The organism is Thermotoga caldifontis AZM44c09, from assembly GCF_000828655.1.
Taxonomy (GTDB): domain Bacteria; phylum Thermotogota; class Thermotogae; order Thermotogales; family DSM-5069; genus Pseudothermotoga_A; species Pseudothermotoga_A caldifontis.
This window is the reverse complement of sequence record NZ_AP014509.1, coordinates 154,894-170,106: the sequence shown is the minus strand read 5'-3', so window position 1 is coordinate 170,106 and position 15,213 is coordinate 154,894. Positions and strand designations below refer to the sequence as shown.

Below are 15,213 nucleotides of genomic sequence, written 5' to 3'. Positions count from 1 at the left end.
TCGCTTTCCTTGACCGTCTGTAACCAGCAAGTTAAAATGCAAGTTGGGGAGGTTCACTTGTTGCGAACACGCAGGGTAACTTCCGTAACGCTGAGAGACATTGCATCTTCAGTTGGAGTTTCAGTGTCTACTGTCTCGAGAGCTTTAAGTAATAATCCAAGAATCAGCGAACATACCAGGAACACTGTAATACTTATGGCAAAAAAGCTCGGATATACCTTGAACGAACGCAAGTATCTAAGAACAATAGCTCTTGTTATAATCAACCCCCACAAAGGATCAATCGAGTCAGATGAATTCTTCAATTCAGTCCAAAAAGGAATTACTGACATGTCAACAAACAGTGGAGTACCATGTCTAGTTAACATAGTTCAACCCGAGAATCCTGCTAGTTTCAACGTTCCAACAGAAATCATCGATGGAATTATCATTGGTGGTATACCGATGCCATCCTTCGTCAAAAGATTCCTGCAGAGTACTAATCTTCCTACAGTGATGGTCGGTAAATACCAGGATCTGGAGCACCTGCCGTCAGTTAATAATGATAATGTCAGAGGTGGTTATCTCGCTGGATTGGAAATCATCCACCACGGTTATAGGAATGTTGTGATACTATCGGGCCCTCTCAAAATATGCACTTTTGCCGATCGAGTTGAAGGGGCAATGAGCGCTTTCAGACGAAATAATCTTTCAATAGACAAGGTTCGGGTAATTGAATGCAACGATTTTGATGAAAAAAGTGGCAGACAGGCAGTACTTGCTCAGAAGGAGTATTTTAGAACAAACGCAGGCACAGCGATTTTTGCTACCACCGATTGGTTAGCTAAAGGAGCGCTTGATGCATTGAAAACAATGAGAATAGCTGTTCCGCAACAAGTAGGAGTAATAGGATTTGGAGGACTTCGAATGTGTCATTACACCACGCCTCCTTTGACAAGTGTAAAGTTAAATCCTTATCTGATCGGTAAAATCGCTTTTACTATGCTTTCGGAACTGATTGCGGGCAGCCAAGAAAGTGGGGGTACCGTTTTTGTGGAACCAACTATTTTGAGGGGAGGCACACTGTGTCAGCAGTGATCAGTGATTTTAGATTGTTACTCAACAGCAAGAGACATATTCTAATAGTGAGCTTACCGGACAACAATCTGGAGTTTGCTCGAGCAGCTATTGAAGCTGGTGCAGATGCTGTTAAGCTACATGTGAATGTAACTCACAAAGGTACAGGAAGGGCATTTCCAGGTTGGCCTGCTGCCAGAAGAAACATTGAAAGAATATGCGAGTTAGGTATATGTGTTGGTATTGTCCCCGGTGATGAAAATGGTTTTGCAGCCGAGGAGCATTTATTGGAGATGCAAGAGATGGGGATTTCCTTTATCGATTTTTTTATTAATGATGCTCCAACCTATGTGTTGAACACAAGACTAGCAAAAATGGTTGCTTTGAGCGATTTCTCTCAGGCTCTTTATGTTCAGGCTGTTCAAAACTTTGGTGCTAACGCTCTTGAGCTTTCCATAGTGCCCAAAGAACATTACGGCGAACGGCTCACGTTATGGGATCTGACACGTTACTCCTATGCTGCTAAGAATAGTCCTATTCCATGCTTTGTGCCAAGTGAAAAGAAAATACACCCGGATGAAGTCACATCTGTGCTGGCCTGTGGGATTAAAGGTCTAATCATAGGTTCGATCGTTACAGGTAATTCTTTGAAGGAGTTTGTTCGAGCTGTTCAGGCGTTTCGGCGGCACATGGACAGCTTTTAAACCCATGAGGAGGTGAAAGAATGTAATGAGAAGCACCATCAAGCGTTATTAAAGTGTGCGGACAGCTTTAGGCCTGTGGGGAGGTGAAAGTATGTACGTGTGGCGAAAATTTCTTGTAGTATTGGTTATGACTCTCATGGCTGTAAGTATTTTCTCTAAGAGCACGGTTTTAGTTTGGTTTGCAGGTACGGATAAAGCATTGACCGATTGTGTCGACAAACTAGTCAAAGAGTTTGAAAAACGGAATCCTGATATTGACGTTGAGGTGGAGTTTGTTCCATGGGGAGAGCTTTCAGTCAAGTTGGCAACATCTTTTGCAGGAGGTATAGGACCTGATATATTCATGCATGGTCAGGCAGCAGTAGCCGGATTTGTAGAAAATGGTGTTTTGATGCCCTTAGATGACTACGTTGAGGCACTTGAAGACATCGGAGACTTTGGTGAAGTAATAGAAGCAGGCCGCTACAAGGGTCATCTCTACTTTGTGCCTGTGTATGGTTCGGGAAGACTCTTAGCTTACAGGAGTGATCTGTTCGAAAGAGCGGGGCTCGATCCGTCTAAACCGCCGTCAACTTGGGAACAGCTTAGAGAATACGCGATCAAATTGACTGAATGGGAAGGCAGCAGAATAAGGGTTGCCGGTATAGATTTGGAGGTACCCAGCCAACAAGTCTGGGGCATCTTTTTAATATCAAATGGTGGAGAATTCTTCAACGAGGAGTTTGAACCAGTTTTTAATTCTCCACAGGGTGTTGAAGCTCTAGAATACTTCACTGAACTTGTGCGCAAATATAAGGTATATCCAGAGGCTGGCCTTCCAAAAGTTGCAAATCTTGATCCAATTGTTGTTGGCACGGCTGCTATGGCATTCGTCACCGCCGAGACTATGGCAGCGGCGAAGAAATATGCACCAGACGTTTATGAAAAGATCAAGCTAAGTTTTCCCCCTGCGAGAATCAAAAAAGCGACGTTCTATTCATTTGGCGGATTTATGGTATCCAGATTCACAAAGAATCGAGAAGCAACCATCAAGGTTCTTTCTTACTTAACCTCGAAGTCTTCCATAACTGAAATTAGCTACGTTTTAGGTGGCATTCCCTCAAGAAAATCAGCTGTTAATGACCCAAGATTTGGCTCCGATCCCGTTATATCCCTGTTCATTGAAGGAATGAAATATGCTTTCTGGAATCCCAACGTGCCATTTTGGACGAGGGCAAGGGACATACTTAGCCGGTACATAGAAATGGCTGTGAGAGGCATCGTGACACCCAAAGAAGCATTAGACAAAGCCGTGGAAGAAATTAGAAAATTAAAGTAACAATTTTGAGGCAGATGCTTCGCGGCATCTGCCTTTTTCTCTGGGAGGACGTTATCCGTTGAAAACGGCTACCTCCACAAGCAGAATGTACAGAAAAATTGCAAGAACAGCTCTAATTTTTATTTTTCCGGTTGTTATTTACAACATTGTTTTTAGAATTTACCCGATCATTTATTCCTTGTATTTGAGCTTCACAAAGTTCTCAGGCCTTGGAACACCGAAGTTTGTTGGTATAGAAAACTTTCAACGCTTGTTTGCGGACAAAGAATTCTGGCTTTCTACGCTCAGAACTTTGCAGTTCTCTGCGGAAGTCTTACCAACAAACATGTTGCTTTCGCTTTTACTAGCGTTACTAATCAATAGGAAAATGGTTGGTATCAGCCTGGTAAGATCTATCTGCTATCTTCCGGTTATAACTCCAATGGTTGCTGCGAGTGTCATCTGGACATGGATTTACGACCCAAATGTTGGTATACTCAACTTTGTCTTAAATTTGTTTGGAATAGGACCAGTGAATTTCCTTGGAAATATGTCAACTGCACTACATTCGATTGTCGTGATGAGAGTATGGCGGGGTGTTGGCTGGAATATGATCGTGTACTTGGCGGGTTTGCAGTCTATACCTAAAGAAGTTTACGAAGCTGCCTCCATTGATGGGGCAAATTCGCTACAAAAGTTTGCACGGATAACATTACCGCTATTGAGACCAGTACACATGTACGTGTTACTTGTGGGTCTTGCAAGTACCCTTCAAACCTTTACCGAAGTGTACGTTATGACACAGGGAGGTCCCATAAATTCGACAACAGTGGTTGGTCTACTGATATACAAAACAGCTTTTGACTATATGGACATGGGGTATGCCTCGGCTATGTCATTTGTCGTCGGGACCATTATCATGCTTGTCTCGATCCTAGCCGTGTCTCGTCGAAAGGAGATAGCGATGTGAAGCGAAAATTAAGCTCATTGGTTCTCATCACTATCGTGACTGTTACTACAATCTTGATGGGGTTCCCCTTCTTTTGGATGTTACTTTCTTCCTTCAAGCCCAACAGTGAACTGTTTTCGTGGCCACCGAAAATTTTACCGAGCAGTATTACTTTTGAGCATTACGTGCATTCGATATCGACTTTCAAGTTTGGCAGGTATTTTCTCAATAGTGTAATAGTAGCGGTATTATCAATGTTGATAAATGTTTTCTTTTGCTCTCTTGCGGGTTATGCTTTCGCATGTTTGGAATTTCCCTACAAGAAGCTATTTTTTATTCTCATACTTGCTACAATGATCATACCTGTGCAGATCACGCTTATACCAACTTTTCTACTTGTAAAGAATTTGCCATTATGTGGAGGAAATGATATCTTTGGTAGAGGCGGGACTGGCCTACTGAATACTCATATTGGTCTTGCTATACCTCATATTATGACAGCGTTCGGAGTATTCATGATGCGACAATTTTACAGTCAGTTTCCGAAGGAACTTTTAGAAGTTGCGCGTATTGATGGAGCTCGTGAATCTGTCATTTTTTTCAAAGTATTCTTACCATTGAGCAAGCCTGGTCTGAGTGCCCTTGCCATATTCACCTTCACTGAAACCTGGAATGACTTTCTCTGGCCACTTGTTATAACAAGAACCGATAAGATGAGAACCATTCAGCTTGGGCTTGAGATCTTTAAAGGAAGGTTTGTTAACGACTGGGGACCGCTGATGGCCGCCACTGTAATATCGTCAGTTCCGATAATTGTTATTTTCCTCTTGTTCCAAAGGCAATTCATAAGTATGAATCTAACGTCTGGCATAAAGTAAGACTTTTGATGCTATGTCAAGCAGGGCAACAGGAAGTCACGCTCAATGACTTCAGAATACTTGATTTTTATTATGAGTTAGGAATAACTGCTTTCCGGAAATACAAAATTTCTTTCACTCCTGTTATCTGTGGGTTTTCTCTCTGAAACTTTCAAGACTCCTTGTTGTGACGCTTACCAGATTGCTTGAACACCTTCTGATACCAAATTGCTCAGCAGCAGCTTATTTCGTGATATAATACAAAAAACTGTTCACCGTGTTCGAGTCGAGCAGTGGATTGGAGAAAACTTGTGTAACGTTTCCAAGGAATGGTCCGAAAAACCATACTTTTCTTGTTTCTTGGAATGGCTTCTGTTTATTCACCAGGAAGTTATCATTCATAAACCCAGACGACGCTAAGCAATCGCTTAAAGAAATTGCTCATGAATTTCAAGTTCAAGCTTATTCCACCCAGAGACACACCTCAGCAATTCTCGAGTTATGCGCCACACACGATACTTTCAAATACTAGTCGCGGTTGTGAGTCTCGAAATTATGGAAGCGGTTCTCACATGAGCAAAGTTCCTTCGAGGAAACCAGAAAACTTAGAATATCAAACGCTCTTGCGCAGATGAGTGGATGTGGACGTTCCTGATGGATCTTCCAAGCGCTTGAATACCGTTTCTGAACGGTGCGTTGTTGTCGCTCGTTATTTCTAAATTCTCGATCCTGATGTAGCTTTTTCCCGAGATGTCTATCGCGACCAGCAGATCGTTTCTCCCCACCAGCACGGGTTTGTCATTTTCTTCGCCTTTGATCGTGATCCACGCTTGCGGCGTTCCGGAGTTCTGTGGCACGATGATGTCTTCGTCGTAACGGCTGAGAATGTAGCGACCAGGGAGTATCACCAGCGTGTCGCCGGCTCTGAGTTGCCGTGCCCCATAGCCCGGTGTAGCCCATGGTTTGTCTCTCGTACCCGGGTTGTTGTTGTCTCCCGTCGGTGAGACGTAGAACACCCTGAATTTTCCATCGCCAGGCTGTGTCCCACCGCTCGTGGACGAACAAGTGTTCTGGGCGAACAGCAACAGCAGAAAAGGCAAGGCGAGCAAAAGCGTTGACCTTTTCATACCGTTCCCCCTCGGTGAAAGCGGTCCAACTTTTCCTAATATTTTACAACCTACCGCTTTGGGTCCAGGAGGTCCCTCAGGGCGTCGCCGAGCACGTTCAAACCCAGCACGATCAGTGCAATGATCGAACCTGGAAAGAGTGCCATCCAGGGCGCGGTGGTCAGGAACGCCGTGGCCTGGGCGACGAGCCCACCCAACGTTGGCTGTGGGGGAGGTACGCTGAGGCCGAGAAAACCGAGGGAAGCTTCGGTGAGAAAGGCCGTCGAGAGGTTCGTGGTGAAGGTGACAATCAGGATGGAAGAAACGTTTGGAAGCACGTGGAACAGCATGATCCTGAGATCACTCGAGCCGAGCGTTTTTGAAGCCTTCACGAAGAGATTCTCTTTCACGGACAGGACCGAACCTCTCATCGTTCTGGCGAAGATCGGTGTGTAGACGATCGCTATGGCGATGATCAGGTTGAAGAGATTGTTCCCGAACAGGGCGACGATGAAGAGTGCGAGCACGAGCGTTGGGAACGCAAAGAAGCTGTCGCACACGCGCATGATGAGAAGATCCAAAATTCCTCCGTAGTAGCCAGAGATCAAACCAAGTGCAGTTCCGAAGAAACAGGCTATCAAGCTCGAAGAGAACGCCACGACAACACTTTTCTGCACGCCGTGAACGCAGCGCGAGTACATGTCCCTACCGAACTGGTCGGTTCCAAAGAAGTGCTCCCTCGAAGGGGGTTCAAGGATGGATCCGTAGTCCATTTCGAGCGGATCGTGCGTCGAGAAAAACTTTGGAAAGAAGGCCATCGATACGATGGTGAAGATCAACACGATCGCAACGACGTTCAAAGGTTTCCTCAAGATCCTGTGTAGCACCTTCATGATTCATTTCAACTCCACTCTCGGATCCAGCAGAGTGTACACGAAGTCGATCAGTATGTTCAACGCCACGATCATGATGGCGACAAACAGTACGATCGATTGCACCACAGGATAGTCCCTCTCGTTCACGGCCTGAAGGAGCAATCTTCCCAAGCCCGGTAACGCGAAGAGGTTCTCTATGACGATCGTCCCACCGATCAAATAGCCCAGCTGGATACCAGAAACCGTGACGACGGGGATCAACGCGTTCTTCAGCGCGTGTTTGAAGATCAGGGCGGTTCTGCTCACACCTTTTGCCATCGCCGTCTTGATGTATTCCTGTCTCAGCACGTCGAGCATGGAAGCTCTGGTAACGCGAACGATCTGCGCACAGATCATCAAACCCAGTGTCAGGGATGGAAGGAACATGGATTGAAGATTTTTCAGAGGATCGCGATTGATTGGAACGTAACCGAAGATGTTGAATTCCGTGAAGAGGCCGGAGAAAAGAACGATGAATATGGAACCGATCCAGAAGGCGGGGGAAGATATTCCGATCAAACTGAAAACCTTGATAATGTCGTCGACGAAGCTGTTCCTCTTCACGGCGGAGACGACACCGAAAACGATACCCAGAGTCAGAGCGATGACCATCGAGAGGGCCGCCAGTTCCAGAGTGACCGGCAATCTGTCCAAGATCAGCTGCAACACAGGCTTTCCTGTCCTCAACGAAACACCGAAATTGAAGCTCACCGTGTTCTTCAGCCAGGCGAAATACTGAACGATCAAAGGCTTGTCCAGACCATACTGGGCGTAGAGTTGTCTTATCTGTTCTTCTGTCAAATAATTCTGGGTGCCGAGCATCATGTCGACCACGGTGCCCGGCACCAGATGGATGGCAACGAAGACCATCAGAACGACTAAGAGGACGGTCGGAACGGAGACGAGTATCCTTCTCAGAACGTAACCGAGTGTCACTTCTTGTACGTCTCCCTAAGGAAGATCAGGCTCTCGTTCGGTAACAGCTTGAAACCTTCGACGGACTTGTCGGCAACGAAGAACTGGTTCGCACAGTAGAGGAAGATCACCGGCGATTCTTTCACGAGGAGTCTCTGGAGTTCGCTGTAAATCTGCTTCCTCTTTTCAGTATCGACGGTGCTCCTTCCGAGCTCGAGCAGTTCGTCCACCCTCGGGTTCGAGAATTTGAACACGTTGGTCGAGCCGCCCGTTTTGAAGTGTCTGTAGAATTGAATGTCTGGTTCCATGGAACCGCTGTTCATAGAGATGAACGCATCGAAGTCGCTCTCACGCCATCTCTTTATGAAGATGCCCCACTCGACCAGCTCGATGTTCACCTTCACGCCGATCTGCGCGAGCTGAGCCTGGATGACCTGTGCGACTTTGTCGAAGTTGTACCGTGCGGAGGTCACGATGCTGAATTCGAACCCGTTCGGATAACCCGCCTGTGCGAGCAGTTCCTTCGCCTTCGTTGGGTTATACTTGTACTCTTCGAATTCCTCTGGAGGAAGCGCCCAGGCTTTGATCGACGGATGCATCGGACCAGTGACAACACCTTCACCAAAGGCCACCGTTTTGACGATCGCGTCCCTGTTTATCGCGTAGTTGAGAGCGTTCCTCACACGCGGATCATCGAAGGGCTTTCTGGTAGTGTTGATGCCGATCAGGTAGTAACTCAACGTTGCAGATTTGAAGACGTTGTATTTGTCCGTGCTGAACTGTCTCACGTTCAAAGGCTCGCTGATCTTCGCCATGTCCACGTCTCTGTTCTTGAGCGCGGCAACCCTGGAAAGTTCTTCGGGCATGAAGACGAACTTGATCTCGTCCAAGACTGGTTGACCCTGAACGAAATAGTACGGATTCTTCTTCAGAACGATGTAGTTCCCAGCCACGTATTCCGCCAGGTAGAACGGTCCAGTCCCGTTGGTCTCGAGCTGGAGGTTCTTACCGGATTCGAAGAATTTCTTGCTGATGATCGAGCTGTTCACACCAGCGAAGTTGGGAAGGATCGCGCTGGCCATTGGTTTCTTGAGTTTGAACTTCACGGTTCTTTCGTCGACCGCTTCGATGGAATCGACGTCCTGGTAGAAGGCCGCAGCGGGTGATTTCGTCTCAGGATCGAGGATCCTTTTGAAGCTGAAGATCACATCTTCCACCGTCAGGGGTGTGCCATCGTGGAACTTGACGTTCTGTCTGATCCTGAAAACGATGGTGTAGGGATCGGGTATTTCGTAACTCTCGGCCAGGTTTGGCAAAAGTTCCAGGTTCTCTCCGAATCTGAGTAGGCCGTCGTAGACGTTCTCCAAAATCCTGTGTGACGCGAACGCGGTGACCAGGTGCGGATCGAGGCCCACGGGTTCGACATCCACCGCGATCGTGAGCTTTCCTGAGGCGAGGAGCACAACGCTCGCGAACAGGACAAACGCCATCAGCAACCTCTTCATGCTTCACACCTCCCAAATGTCATTACAATGTTACAAATTCCCACAGATATTATATCACCTGATTGGTTCAACGCCCCTTTGTCAGTAGCTTCTCGATCCTTTCCTCGGGTGCAGGGTGGGTGTAGTACCAGACCTTGTAGAGTGGCAACGGGTTGGGGTTGGAGAGGTTCTCTTTGACCAGCCTCTTCAGAGCGCGCACGAGCGGGGCGACTCCAGCCAGTTTCGCGGAGTACGCGTCGGCTTCGTATTCCATTTTTCTGGAAAGAAAGTTCACGATGGGCATGAGGAAATAAGTCAGCGAGGAAACGAACAGCAGTGCGTACAAAAATGCGGTGTGGGGCTTTTCGATGCTGAACAGGTTAGTTTTCAGGATGTGCGCGTACACCAGGTTAGTGAGATAGAACACGATCGTCGCGAAAGCCGAGAAGAGGAATATATCTTTCAGAACGTGTTTCTTCACATGATGGCCCAGTTCGTGTGCGACGATGGACAAAATTTCGTCCTCAGGATAGCCGAGGATCGTGTCGTAGAGAACCAACCTTCTGGACTTTCCGATGCCCGTCACGTAGGCGTTCTGCTTCTTCGTTCTCCTCGAGGCGTCGACTCTGTAGATGTTTGGCACCTTCGTGTTCGCCTTTTCGAAGAGCTCTTTCAACTTCTGGGCCAGTTTCTCATCTTCGAACTTCGTGAACTTGTGAAAGAGCGGTGCTATGAGCACGGGTTGGATGAACCAGAAGAACGTTATGAAACCGAAAGCCAAGATCGAAAGCTGCCACCACCAAACTGGATAGCTCAAAAGCCACATCAGTAAAGGTACGAGAATGAGGCCGAAGACCACGTAGAGTAGGACCGTCAGAATCTGGTCTTTGAGGAACGTCTTCGTGGTTGTGGTGTTGAAACCGTACTTGCTCTCGATCACGAAGATCGAATAGGCCCTGAAAGGAAGTCTCACTAAATACAGGATCAAAGCGACGGTGCCGAAGAATAGGTACGCTTGGAAGCGGTACTGGGCGAAGAATTTTTCCAACCTTGGAAGGCCGATCGTGACGAGGTAGAGAACCAACGCCAGCTCGACGAGCTCTGAAACGATCCTCAGGATGGACCTTTCTTTCAGGTAAGACTTCGCCCTTCCAAGTTCTTCTTCGCTAACCTTGTCTCTCAGAGTCTTCAGATCCTCCGGTTTCATCTTGCTGGTGTGAAGAATGTTGAGCCATTCGAGGATCGTCTTCCAAGTCGCGTTGACGATCAGAAGAATCAAAAACGCAGTCTTGAACATTCCCCCAACGCCTCCAGAACAATTTTGCCACAGTTCAGTTATAATGCTCAACTGTGGGGGATGTCATGAGGTTCGAAGTTTCGGACACAGAATTGGTGAAGATCACGACGGACGAACTTAAGCATTTTTCTGAAACGAGGTTTTTGAACCTTCTACGCAAAATCGTGCTGAACTTCTTTGAGAACGATCAGCCCGTTGGGTTCGTGAGCTTCGATGTGAGGTGGATCAACAGAAACGCGTACATCACTTACTATCTGGTGCCAGAAAAAAGGGGAAAGGGACTTGGAAAGGCGATGGTGCTCGAAGCGGTAAGGTTCGCCTTCGACACGCTCAACATGAACAGGATCACGGCCGAGGTCTACGATTACAACGACGCATCCATCGCTTTGTTGAGATCGATCGGTTTTGAACTCGAAGGCGTGATGAGGAAGGCCAAATACCACACCGGTCGATACCACGACATACACATCTATGGTCTTCTGAGAGAAAATTTCGGACGTGAGTGATTCAGTTCATTTCATCTGCTCGAGTATGGTCAGATCCTTCCCGACGATCACGATACTGCCCGGGATGATCGTTTTGTAACTTTCGAGCGTTCTGAGCAGTTTGAAGAACTCCACATCCTTCGAGAAGGCTTCGGCGTAGATGCGCGTTGCACTGGCTTCACCCAAGCCCTTTATCCTCTCGGCTTCGCTCATGGCTTGTGATCTGATGATCGTGGCTTGCTTGCCCGCCTCGGAACGGATCCTCTGTGCTTCTTTCTGACCTTCCGCCCTGATCAGCGCGGCGATGCTCTGTCTCTCGGACTTCATCCTCTCGAAGACGGCCTGCTGGTTTTCCTGCGGAAGGTCCGTGTGCTTGATCCTCACGTCTCTGATCTCGATGCCGAACTCTTCGAGGTTTTTTCTTGCGAATTCTGTGATGTCGGTCAAATACTGTCTCTCACCCGTGACGATATCGTCGAAATCGAGCTTGGCGAGCGTGTTCCTGAGACCGGAATAGACCGCATCGTCGATCCTCGAGAGCGCCAGGCTCACCGTCCTCACAGATTCGAGGAACTTTTTTGGATCAGAAATTCTCCAGATCGCGTACGAATCGACGAGCATGGTTTTCTTGTCCAGAGTGATGATCTTCTCAACCGGAATGTCGTATATGTAGTAGCGCTTGCTCAAACGCACCACGTTGTCGATGAACGGTGTGCGAGTGGAGAGACCCGGTTCGGAGATGACCTTCCTTATCTCCCCGAACCTGAGGACTATCGCGTACTGGGTCTGATCCACCACGAAGAAGGACAGAGCGGCGAAAACGATCGCCACAATTCCGACGACAGCGATGGCCAGGATTATCGTCAGCTTCATCATTTTTCACCACCCAAAAGACTGTCTATGTTCAGGAAGGTGATCTTCTGAGAATCGTCCAGCAAGATGATCGTCTTGGCCTTCGGGAGTACCTGCTCGAGCGTTTCGATCCTGAGCCGGGTTTCGGTGATCTTCGGTGCGCTCCTGTACTCGTTCAGGATGCTCAAGAATCTCTGAGTCTCACCAATCGCCTGCAGTATTTTCTGTTGAGCGTAAGCTTCGGCTTCGAGCACGATCTTTTTCGCTTCTCCTTCGACAATTGGGATCAAGTTGTTGGCGTACCTCGTTGCCTCGTTGATGTACCTTTCTTTATCCTGCTTGGCGTTGTTGACATCGTCGAAGGCTGCTATGACCGATTCCGGTGGTACGACCTCTTGAAGCAACACGTTGAGCACCGTCACACCCACGTCGTACTCGTTGAGGAGTTGCTGCGTCATTTCCTGAACCTCGTAAGCCACTCTGTCCCTCTCGGCGGTGAGTATTTCGTCAACGGTCCTTTTCGCGATGCGTTCTCTCAGCGCTGATTCTGTGGTGAACTTGACCAGCTCTTCGGGTTTTTCAACACTGAAGACGAACTTCACCGGATCGCTCACACGAAACTGCACCACCGCCTCCACCGAGACGATGTTTCCATCGCCGGTGAGTATCAGGGCCTCTTCCTTTCTCGAAACGTACTGGCCTGGTCTGATCGTTCTGAAGCCGATCTCTTGCTTTCGGATCGTCTGGACATCGACTATCACGTGTGACTGGAACGGATAGGGTGCGTGGATGTGGATGCCTGGCCCCGTGGTGTAAGAATACTTTCCGAAGGTTTTAACGAGTGCCACCTGTGACGGATCGACCTGGTAGATGCCGGTCATGAAGTAGACGACGGCAGCCACCGCGATAACGATGAAAATCACGAACTTGAACTTCATCGTTCAACCTCCCCGTCACACAAAATATAGCTAACTGTGTCTGCTCCTTCAACGCGCTGGCACGAACACGGTCTTTGCGACCCAGCGCTTTATGAAATTGTATGGAGAAAAGCGATCCACGTCCAGACCCGCCCAGATCTGCATCTTGATCTCGACCTCGACGATGGAAGTGTTGAACGGTATCTTTATGGTCTCCGGAAGCACGTACTTCACGGCTCCAGCCTGGTTCAAGATGAAGTATCTCACATCGCCCGCCCCAGGTGTGGAAGTGATGACGATCGCAGAGTTGGGATTGAAGTTGCCGAACGAGTGCGGGATGGTGCTGGTCTGACCGTTCTGGTACTTCACCGTGACCCAGTAGACTAAGTACTGTTCCCAGGGCTGGGTGGTGGGCCTGGAATCTGCGATCACGGTGACTCTCAGTTCTTGCCCGGATTCGAACGGTTCAGGTTCCACGACGATGTCGAGTATCTGTTCGACCTGGTAGTACTGCTGAGTCTGACTCTGTGAGGCTTGATCTTGCCGGACGAACTGGCATTTCTGCATCGGGGCGGTGACTTTCTGAACGCAGATCCAGTTTGCCTGCGCACCTTTATGAGCACCGGCCATCGGCTGACCGTACACCGGGTCCATGTCCAGATCGGCGATGATGCTGAAGTTCCTGCACGCCAAAGGTGAGGCGGTCCTCCAGCCCCAGATCTCTTTGTATCCTGCGTCCAGATCGGCCTTCGTGACGTAGAAACCCACGATTTGAAAACCGCCGTACTGGTAGCTGGCTGGAAAGATCGACGTCGGACCGTAGTAGAGGAGCGTGTTAGTTTCGGTTTCGCTGAGCTTCAGTCCTATGAGTCTCAAGCTCATGAGCTTCTGTTCGTTCTCTTTCAGATCGAAAGGGTAGGTCGCGGCCTGCGCCATGACGCGCATGAAATTGATCCTCACACCCACACTGATTGTGTCTTGGCCGTAGAAGGTCTCTGGGTTGGTCAGTATCTCGATGGACGAGACCGTGAAGCCACCCGGTACGACGTGCGTCAAGGGAAGTTTGATCTGTGCAAAGCTCAGGCTCGCGAGAAGAACCGCAAACAACCAGACCGATTTTTTCATCCCGATCGCCCCCTTGGATGGTTAAGGATAAACCATTATACAACACGGGGCCGTCGGGCCCCTCTCGTCGGTCAGGATCAAGCTGGCTACTTCCTGCTGCCCGGTTTGATCAATGGTACGTTCTGTCTGCACAGTGGACAATCGTCGGGTTCGAATATGGGAAGTTCCAGCTTCACCAGAAAGTAGAAGGGAACATCGAAGGAGAGTTTTTCGATGGATCTGTCCACGATGCTCGCGATACAACAGACGATGCCACCGTGTTTTTGAACGACCTCGGCGACCTCAAGGACGGATTTGCCGGTGGTCGTGACGTCTTCGACGATGGCAATTCGCTCTCCTCGCTCGATATGAAAGTTCCTCCTCAGCTTCATCTGTCCATCTTCTCTCTCGGTGAACATCGCACGTGCGTTCAGATGGCGTGCCACTTCGTAGGCGAGGATCACCCCGCCGAGCGCCGGACCTATCACGACGTGCGGTTCATGGTGTGCGATCTTCTCTGCTATGGCCTTGCCGATCTTTTCTCCATAATTTGGACGTTCGAAGATCTTCGCACACTGAATATAGCGCGATGAATGCTTTCCAGACGAAAGCAGGAAATGTCCTTCTAAGATCGCACCAGCTTGAACGAGCAGATCAAGCATAAGCCAGCCTCCTCATCTTCTCCATCGTTGCCTTCGGGTCGGTGTTTCTGTAAACCTCGCGTCCGATCACGGCGTAGTCTGCGACAGTCTTGATCTGCTCCAGCGTCACAACGTCTTTCTGATCGTCGGCGCCCCTTTCCATGCGCACACCGGGTACGAGGATCTTGCCAGAAATGATCTTGCGCAGTTTCACAGCCCATCTTCCTGGAAGAACGAAGGAACAACCCAGCAACCTGAGCGATTCGATCTGTCGGATGTAATCTTCCAGGTTGCCTTCGATCGATGTTAGCTTCACAACGACGAAGATCAGCTTGTCCGTGCTCTCCAGCGCCGCCCTTATCGATTCGACCCCCGCGGCGGCGTGGACGGTGAAGCCCACGATCGCGGGATGGTCCCACGCTTTGATGGAACGGGCCACGGTCGAAGGTATGTCGACGAACTTCAGATCGAGTATGACCTTGAGTTCCCTCTTCGCCAGTTCGTCGAGCACAGTTTTTCCAAGCACCGCCAGATTGTGACCGACTTTCACATGCTCGAAACTGCCGTACCGTTCGATGAAAGAGAGCGGTTCATCCATGTCCAGACTCAACACCAACTGCAAGGCCTTCACCCCC

16 protein-coding genes are annotated in these 15,213 nt (G+C 48.8%); 6 read left to right on the top strand and 10 right to left on the bottom strand.

The annotated features are described in order from the left end of the window. Nucleotides 1–60: 60 nt before the first annotated feature. The 5 genes from TSP01S_RS00860 to TSP01S_RS00840 all read left to right on the top strand — a co-directional run bounded on the left by TSP01S_RS00860 (nucleotide 61) and on the right by TSP01S_RS00840 (nucleotide 4,884). Nucleotides 61–1,077 (top strand): LacI family DNA-binding transcriptional regulator, encoded by a 1,017-nt coding sequence (locus tag TSP01S_RS00860; protein ID WP_171816791.1) that lies wholly within the window; start codon nucleotides 61–63, stop codon nucleotides 1,075–1,077. After that, nucleotides 1,065–1,760: a hypothetical protein gene (locus TSP01S_RS00855; protein WP_041075659.1), complete on the top strand. Its 696-nt coding sequence runs from the start codon at nucleotides 1,065–1,067 to the stop codon at nucleotides 1,758–1,760. Before TSP01S_RS00860 ends, TSP01S_RS00855 begins: the two co-directional genes overlap by 13 nt. 91 nt (nucleotides 1,761–1,851) lie before the next feature. Beyond that, nucleotides 1,852–3,078, top strand: coding sequence for an ABC transporter substrate-binding protein (locus TSP01S_RS00850; RefSeq protein ID WP_041075657.1), 1,227 nt, complete (start codon nucleotides 1,852–1,854; stop codon nucleotides 3,076–3,078). Nucleotides 3,079–3,136: 58 nt separating this feature from the next. Next, the gene (locus TSP01S_RS00845) at nucleotides 3,137–4,027 is read left to right on the top strand and encodes a carbohydrate ABC transporter permease (RefSeq protein WP_052463430.1); all 891 of its coding nucleotides are present in this window, start codon (nucleotides 3,137–3,139) and stop codon (nucleotides 4,025–4,027) included. A 56-nt stretch (nucleotides 4,028–4,083) separates the two neighbouring features. Beyond that, nucleotides 4,084–4,884, top strand: coding sequence for a carbohydrate ABC transporter permease (locus TSP01S_RS00840; RefSeq protein ID WP_082021705.1), 801 nt, complete (start codon nucleotides 4,084–4,086; stop codon nucleotides 4,882–4,884). A 584-nt stretch (nucleotides 4,885–5,468) separates the two neighbouring features. Here the strand turns inward: TSP01S_RS00840 and TSP01S_RS00835 are convergent. From TSP01S_RS00835 to TSP01S_RS00815, 5 genes are all read right to left on the bottom strand, one after another. Then, a complete protein-coding gene (locus tag TSP01S_RS00835; protein WP_041075654.1) occupies nucleotides 5,469–5,990 on the bottom strand; it encodes a hypothetical protein in 522 nt (173 codons plus the stop codon). Nucleotides 5,991–6,040: 50 nt separating this feature from the next. After that, nucleotides 6,041–6,862, bottom strand: coding sequence for an ABC transporter permease (locus TSP01S_RS00830; protein ID WP_041075652.1), 822 nt, complete (start codon nucleotides 6,860–6,862; stop codon nucleotides 6,041–6,043). A 3-nt stretch (nucleotides 6,863–6,865) separates the two neighbouring features. Further along, a complete protein-coding gene (locus tag TSP01S_RS00825) occupies nucleotides 6,866–7,819 on the bottom strand; it encodes an ABC transporter permease (protein ID WP_041075650.1) in 954 nt (317 codons plus the stop codon). Next, nucleotides 7,816–9,303 carry an ABC transporter substrate-binding protein gene (locus tag TSP01S_RS00820; RefSeq protein ID WP_041075648.1) on the bottom strand — a complete coding sequence of 496 codons (1,488 nt, stop codon included), beginning with the start codon at nucleotides 9,301–9,303 and terminating at the stop codon, nucleotides 7,816–7,818. The genes TSP01S_RS00825 and TSP01S_RS00820 overlap by 4 nt, the downstream gene beginning before the upstream one ends. A gap of 67 nt (nucleotides 9,304–9,370) precedes the next feature. Then, nucleotides 9,371–10,579: a M48 family metallopeptidase gene (locus TSP01S_RS00815; protein WP_041075646.1), complete on the bottom strand. Its 1,209-nt coding sequence runs from the start codon at nucleotides 10,577–10,579 to the stop codon at nucleotides 9,371–9,373. Between the two features lie 65 nt (nucleotides 10,580–10,644). On the opposite strand from TSP01S_RS00815, the gene TSP01S_RS00810 reads away from it, so the two are divergent. After that, nucleotides 10,645–11,085: a GNAT family N-acetyltransferase gene (locus TSP01S_RS00810; RefSeq protein WP_041075644.1), complete on the top strand. Its 441-nt coding sequence runs from the start codon at nucleotides 10,645–10,647 to the stop codon at nucleotides 11,083–11,085. Between the two features lie 6 nt (nucleotides 11,086–11,091). Here TSP01S_RS00810 and hflC read toward each other — a convergent pair whose 3' ends face one another. From hflC to pyrF, 5 genes are all read right to left on the bottom strand, one after another. Further along, nucleotides 11,092–11,940, bottom strand: a complete 849-nt coding sequence (gene hflC / locus TSP01S_RS00805; protein WP_144380594.1) for a protease modulator HflC — start codon at nucleotides 11,938–11,940, stop codon at nucleotides 11,092–11,094. Further along, a complete protein-coding gene (hflK, locus tag TSP01S_RS00800) occupies nucleotides 11,937–12,854 on the bottom strand; it encodes an FtsH protease activity modulator HflK (protein WP_041075642.1) in 918 nt (305 codons plus the stop codon). The genes hflC and hflK overlap by 4 nt, the downstream gene beginning before the upstream one ends. Nucleotides 12,855–12,902: 48 nt before the next feature. Next, complete coding sequence (locus TSP01S_RS00795) at nucleotides 12,903–13,958, bottom strand: hypothetical protein (protein WP_041075640.1); 1,056 nt, start codon at nucleotides 13,956–13,958, stop codon at nucleotides 12,903–12,905. Nucleotides 13,959–14,044: 86 nt separating this feature from the next. Beyond that, nucleotides 14,045–14,599, bottom strand: a complete 555-nt coding sequence (gene pyrE, locus TSP01S_RS00790; protein WP_041075638.1) for an orotate phosphoribosyltransferase — start codon at nucleotides 14,597–14,599, stop codon at nucleotides 14,045–14,047. Next, the gene (gene pyrF / locus TSP01S_RS00785) at nucleotides 14,592–15,200 is read right to left on the bottom strand and encodes an orotidine-5'-phosphate decarboxylase (RefSeq protein ID WP_082021612.1); all 609 of its coding nucleotides are present in this window, start codon (nucleotides 15,198–15,200) and stop codon (nucleotides 14,592–14,594) included. The genes pyrE and pyrF overlap by 8 nt, the downstream gene beginning before the upstream one ends. Between the last annotated feature and the right edge of the window lie 13 nt (nucleotides 15,201–15,213).

What these genes read in the sequence shown, in the direction of transcription:
- TSP01S_RS00850 (WP_041075657.1), top strand. Translation starts at nt 1,852, where the DNA reads ATGTACGTGTGGCGAAAATTTCTTGTAGTATTGGTTATGACTCTCATG.
- TSP01S_RS00840 (WP_082021705.1), top strand. Translation starts at nt 4,084, where the DNA reads ATGGGGTTCCCCTTCTTTTGGATGTTACTTTCTTCCTTCAAGCCCAAC.
- TSP01S_RS00835 (WP_041075654.1), bottom strand. Translation starts at nt 5,990, where the DNA reads ATGAAAAGGTCAACGCTTTTGCTCGCCTTGCCTTTTCTGCTGTTGCTG.
- TSP01S_RS00830 (WP_041075652.1), bottom strand. Translation starts at nt 6,862, where the DNA reads ATGAAGGTGCTACACAGGATCTTGAGGAAACCTTTGAACGTCGTTGCG.
- TSP01S_RS00820 (WP_041075648.1), bottom strand. Translation starts at nt 9,303, where the DNA reads ATGAAGAGGTTGCTGATGGCGTTTGTCCTGTTCGCGAGCGTTGTGCTC.
- TSP01S_RS00815 (WP_041075646.1), bottom strand. Translation starts at nt 10,579, where the DNA reads ATGTTCAAGACTGCGTTTTTGATTCTTCTGATCGTCAACGCGACTTGG.
- TSP01S_RS00810 (WP_041075644.1), top strand. Translation starts at nt 10,645, where the DNA reads ATGAGGTTCGAAGTTTCGGACACAGAATTGGTGAAGATCACGACGGAC.
- hflC (WP_144380594.1), bottom strand. Translation starts at nt 11,940, where the DNA reads ATGATGAAGCTGACGATAATCCTGGCCATCGCTGTCGTCGGAATTGTG.
- hflK (WP_041075642.1), bottom strand. Translation starts at nt 12,854, where the DNA reads ATGAAGTTCAAGTTCGTGATTTTCATCGTTATCGCGGTGGCTGCCGTC.
- TSP01S_RS00795 (WP_041075640.1), bottom strand. Translation starts at nt 13,958, where the DNA reads ATGAAAAAATCGGTCTGGTTGTTTGCGGTTCTTCTCGCGAGCCTGAGC.
- pyrE (WP_041075638.1), bottom strand. Translation starts at nt 14,599, where the DNA reads ATGCTTGATCTGCTCGTTCAAGCTGGTGCGATCTTAGAAGGACATTTC.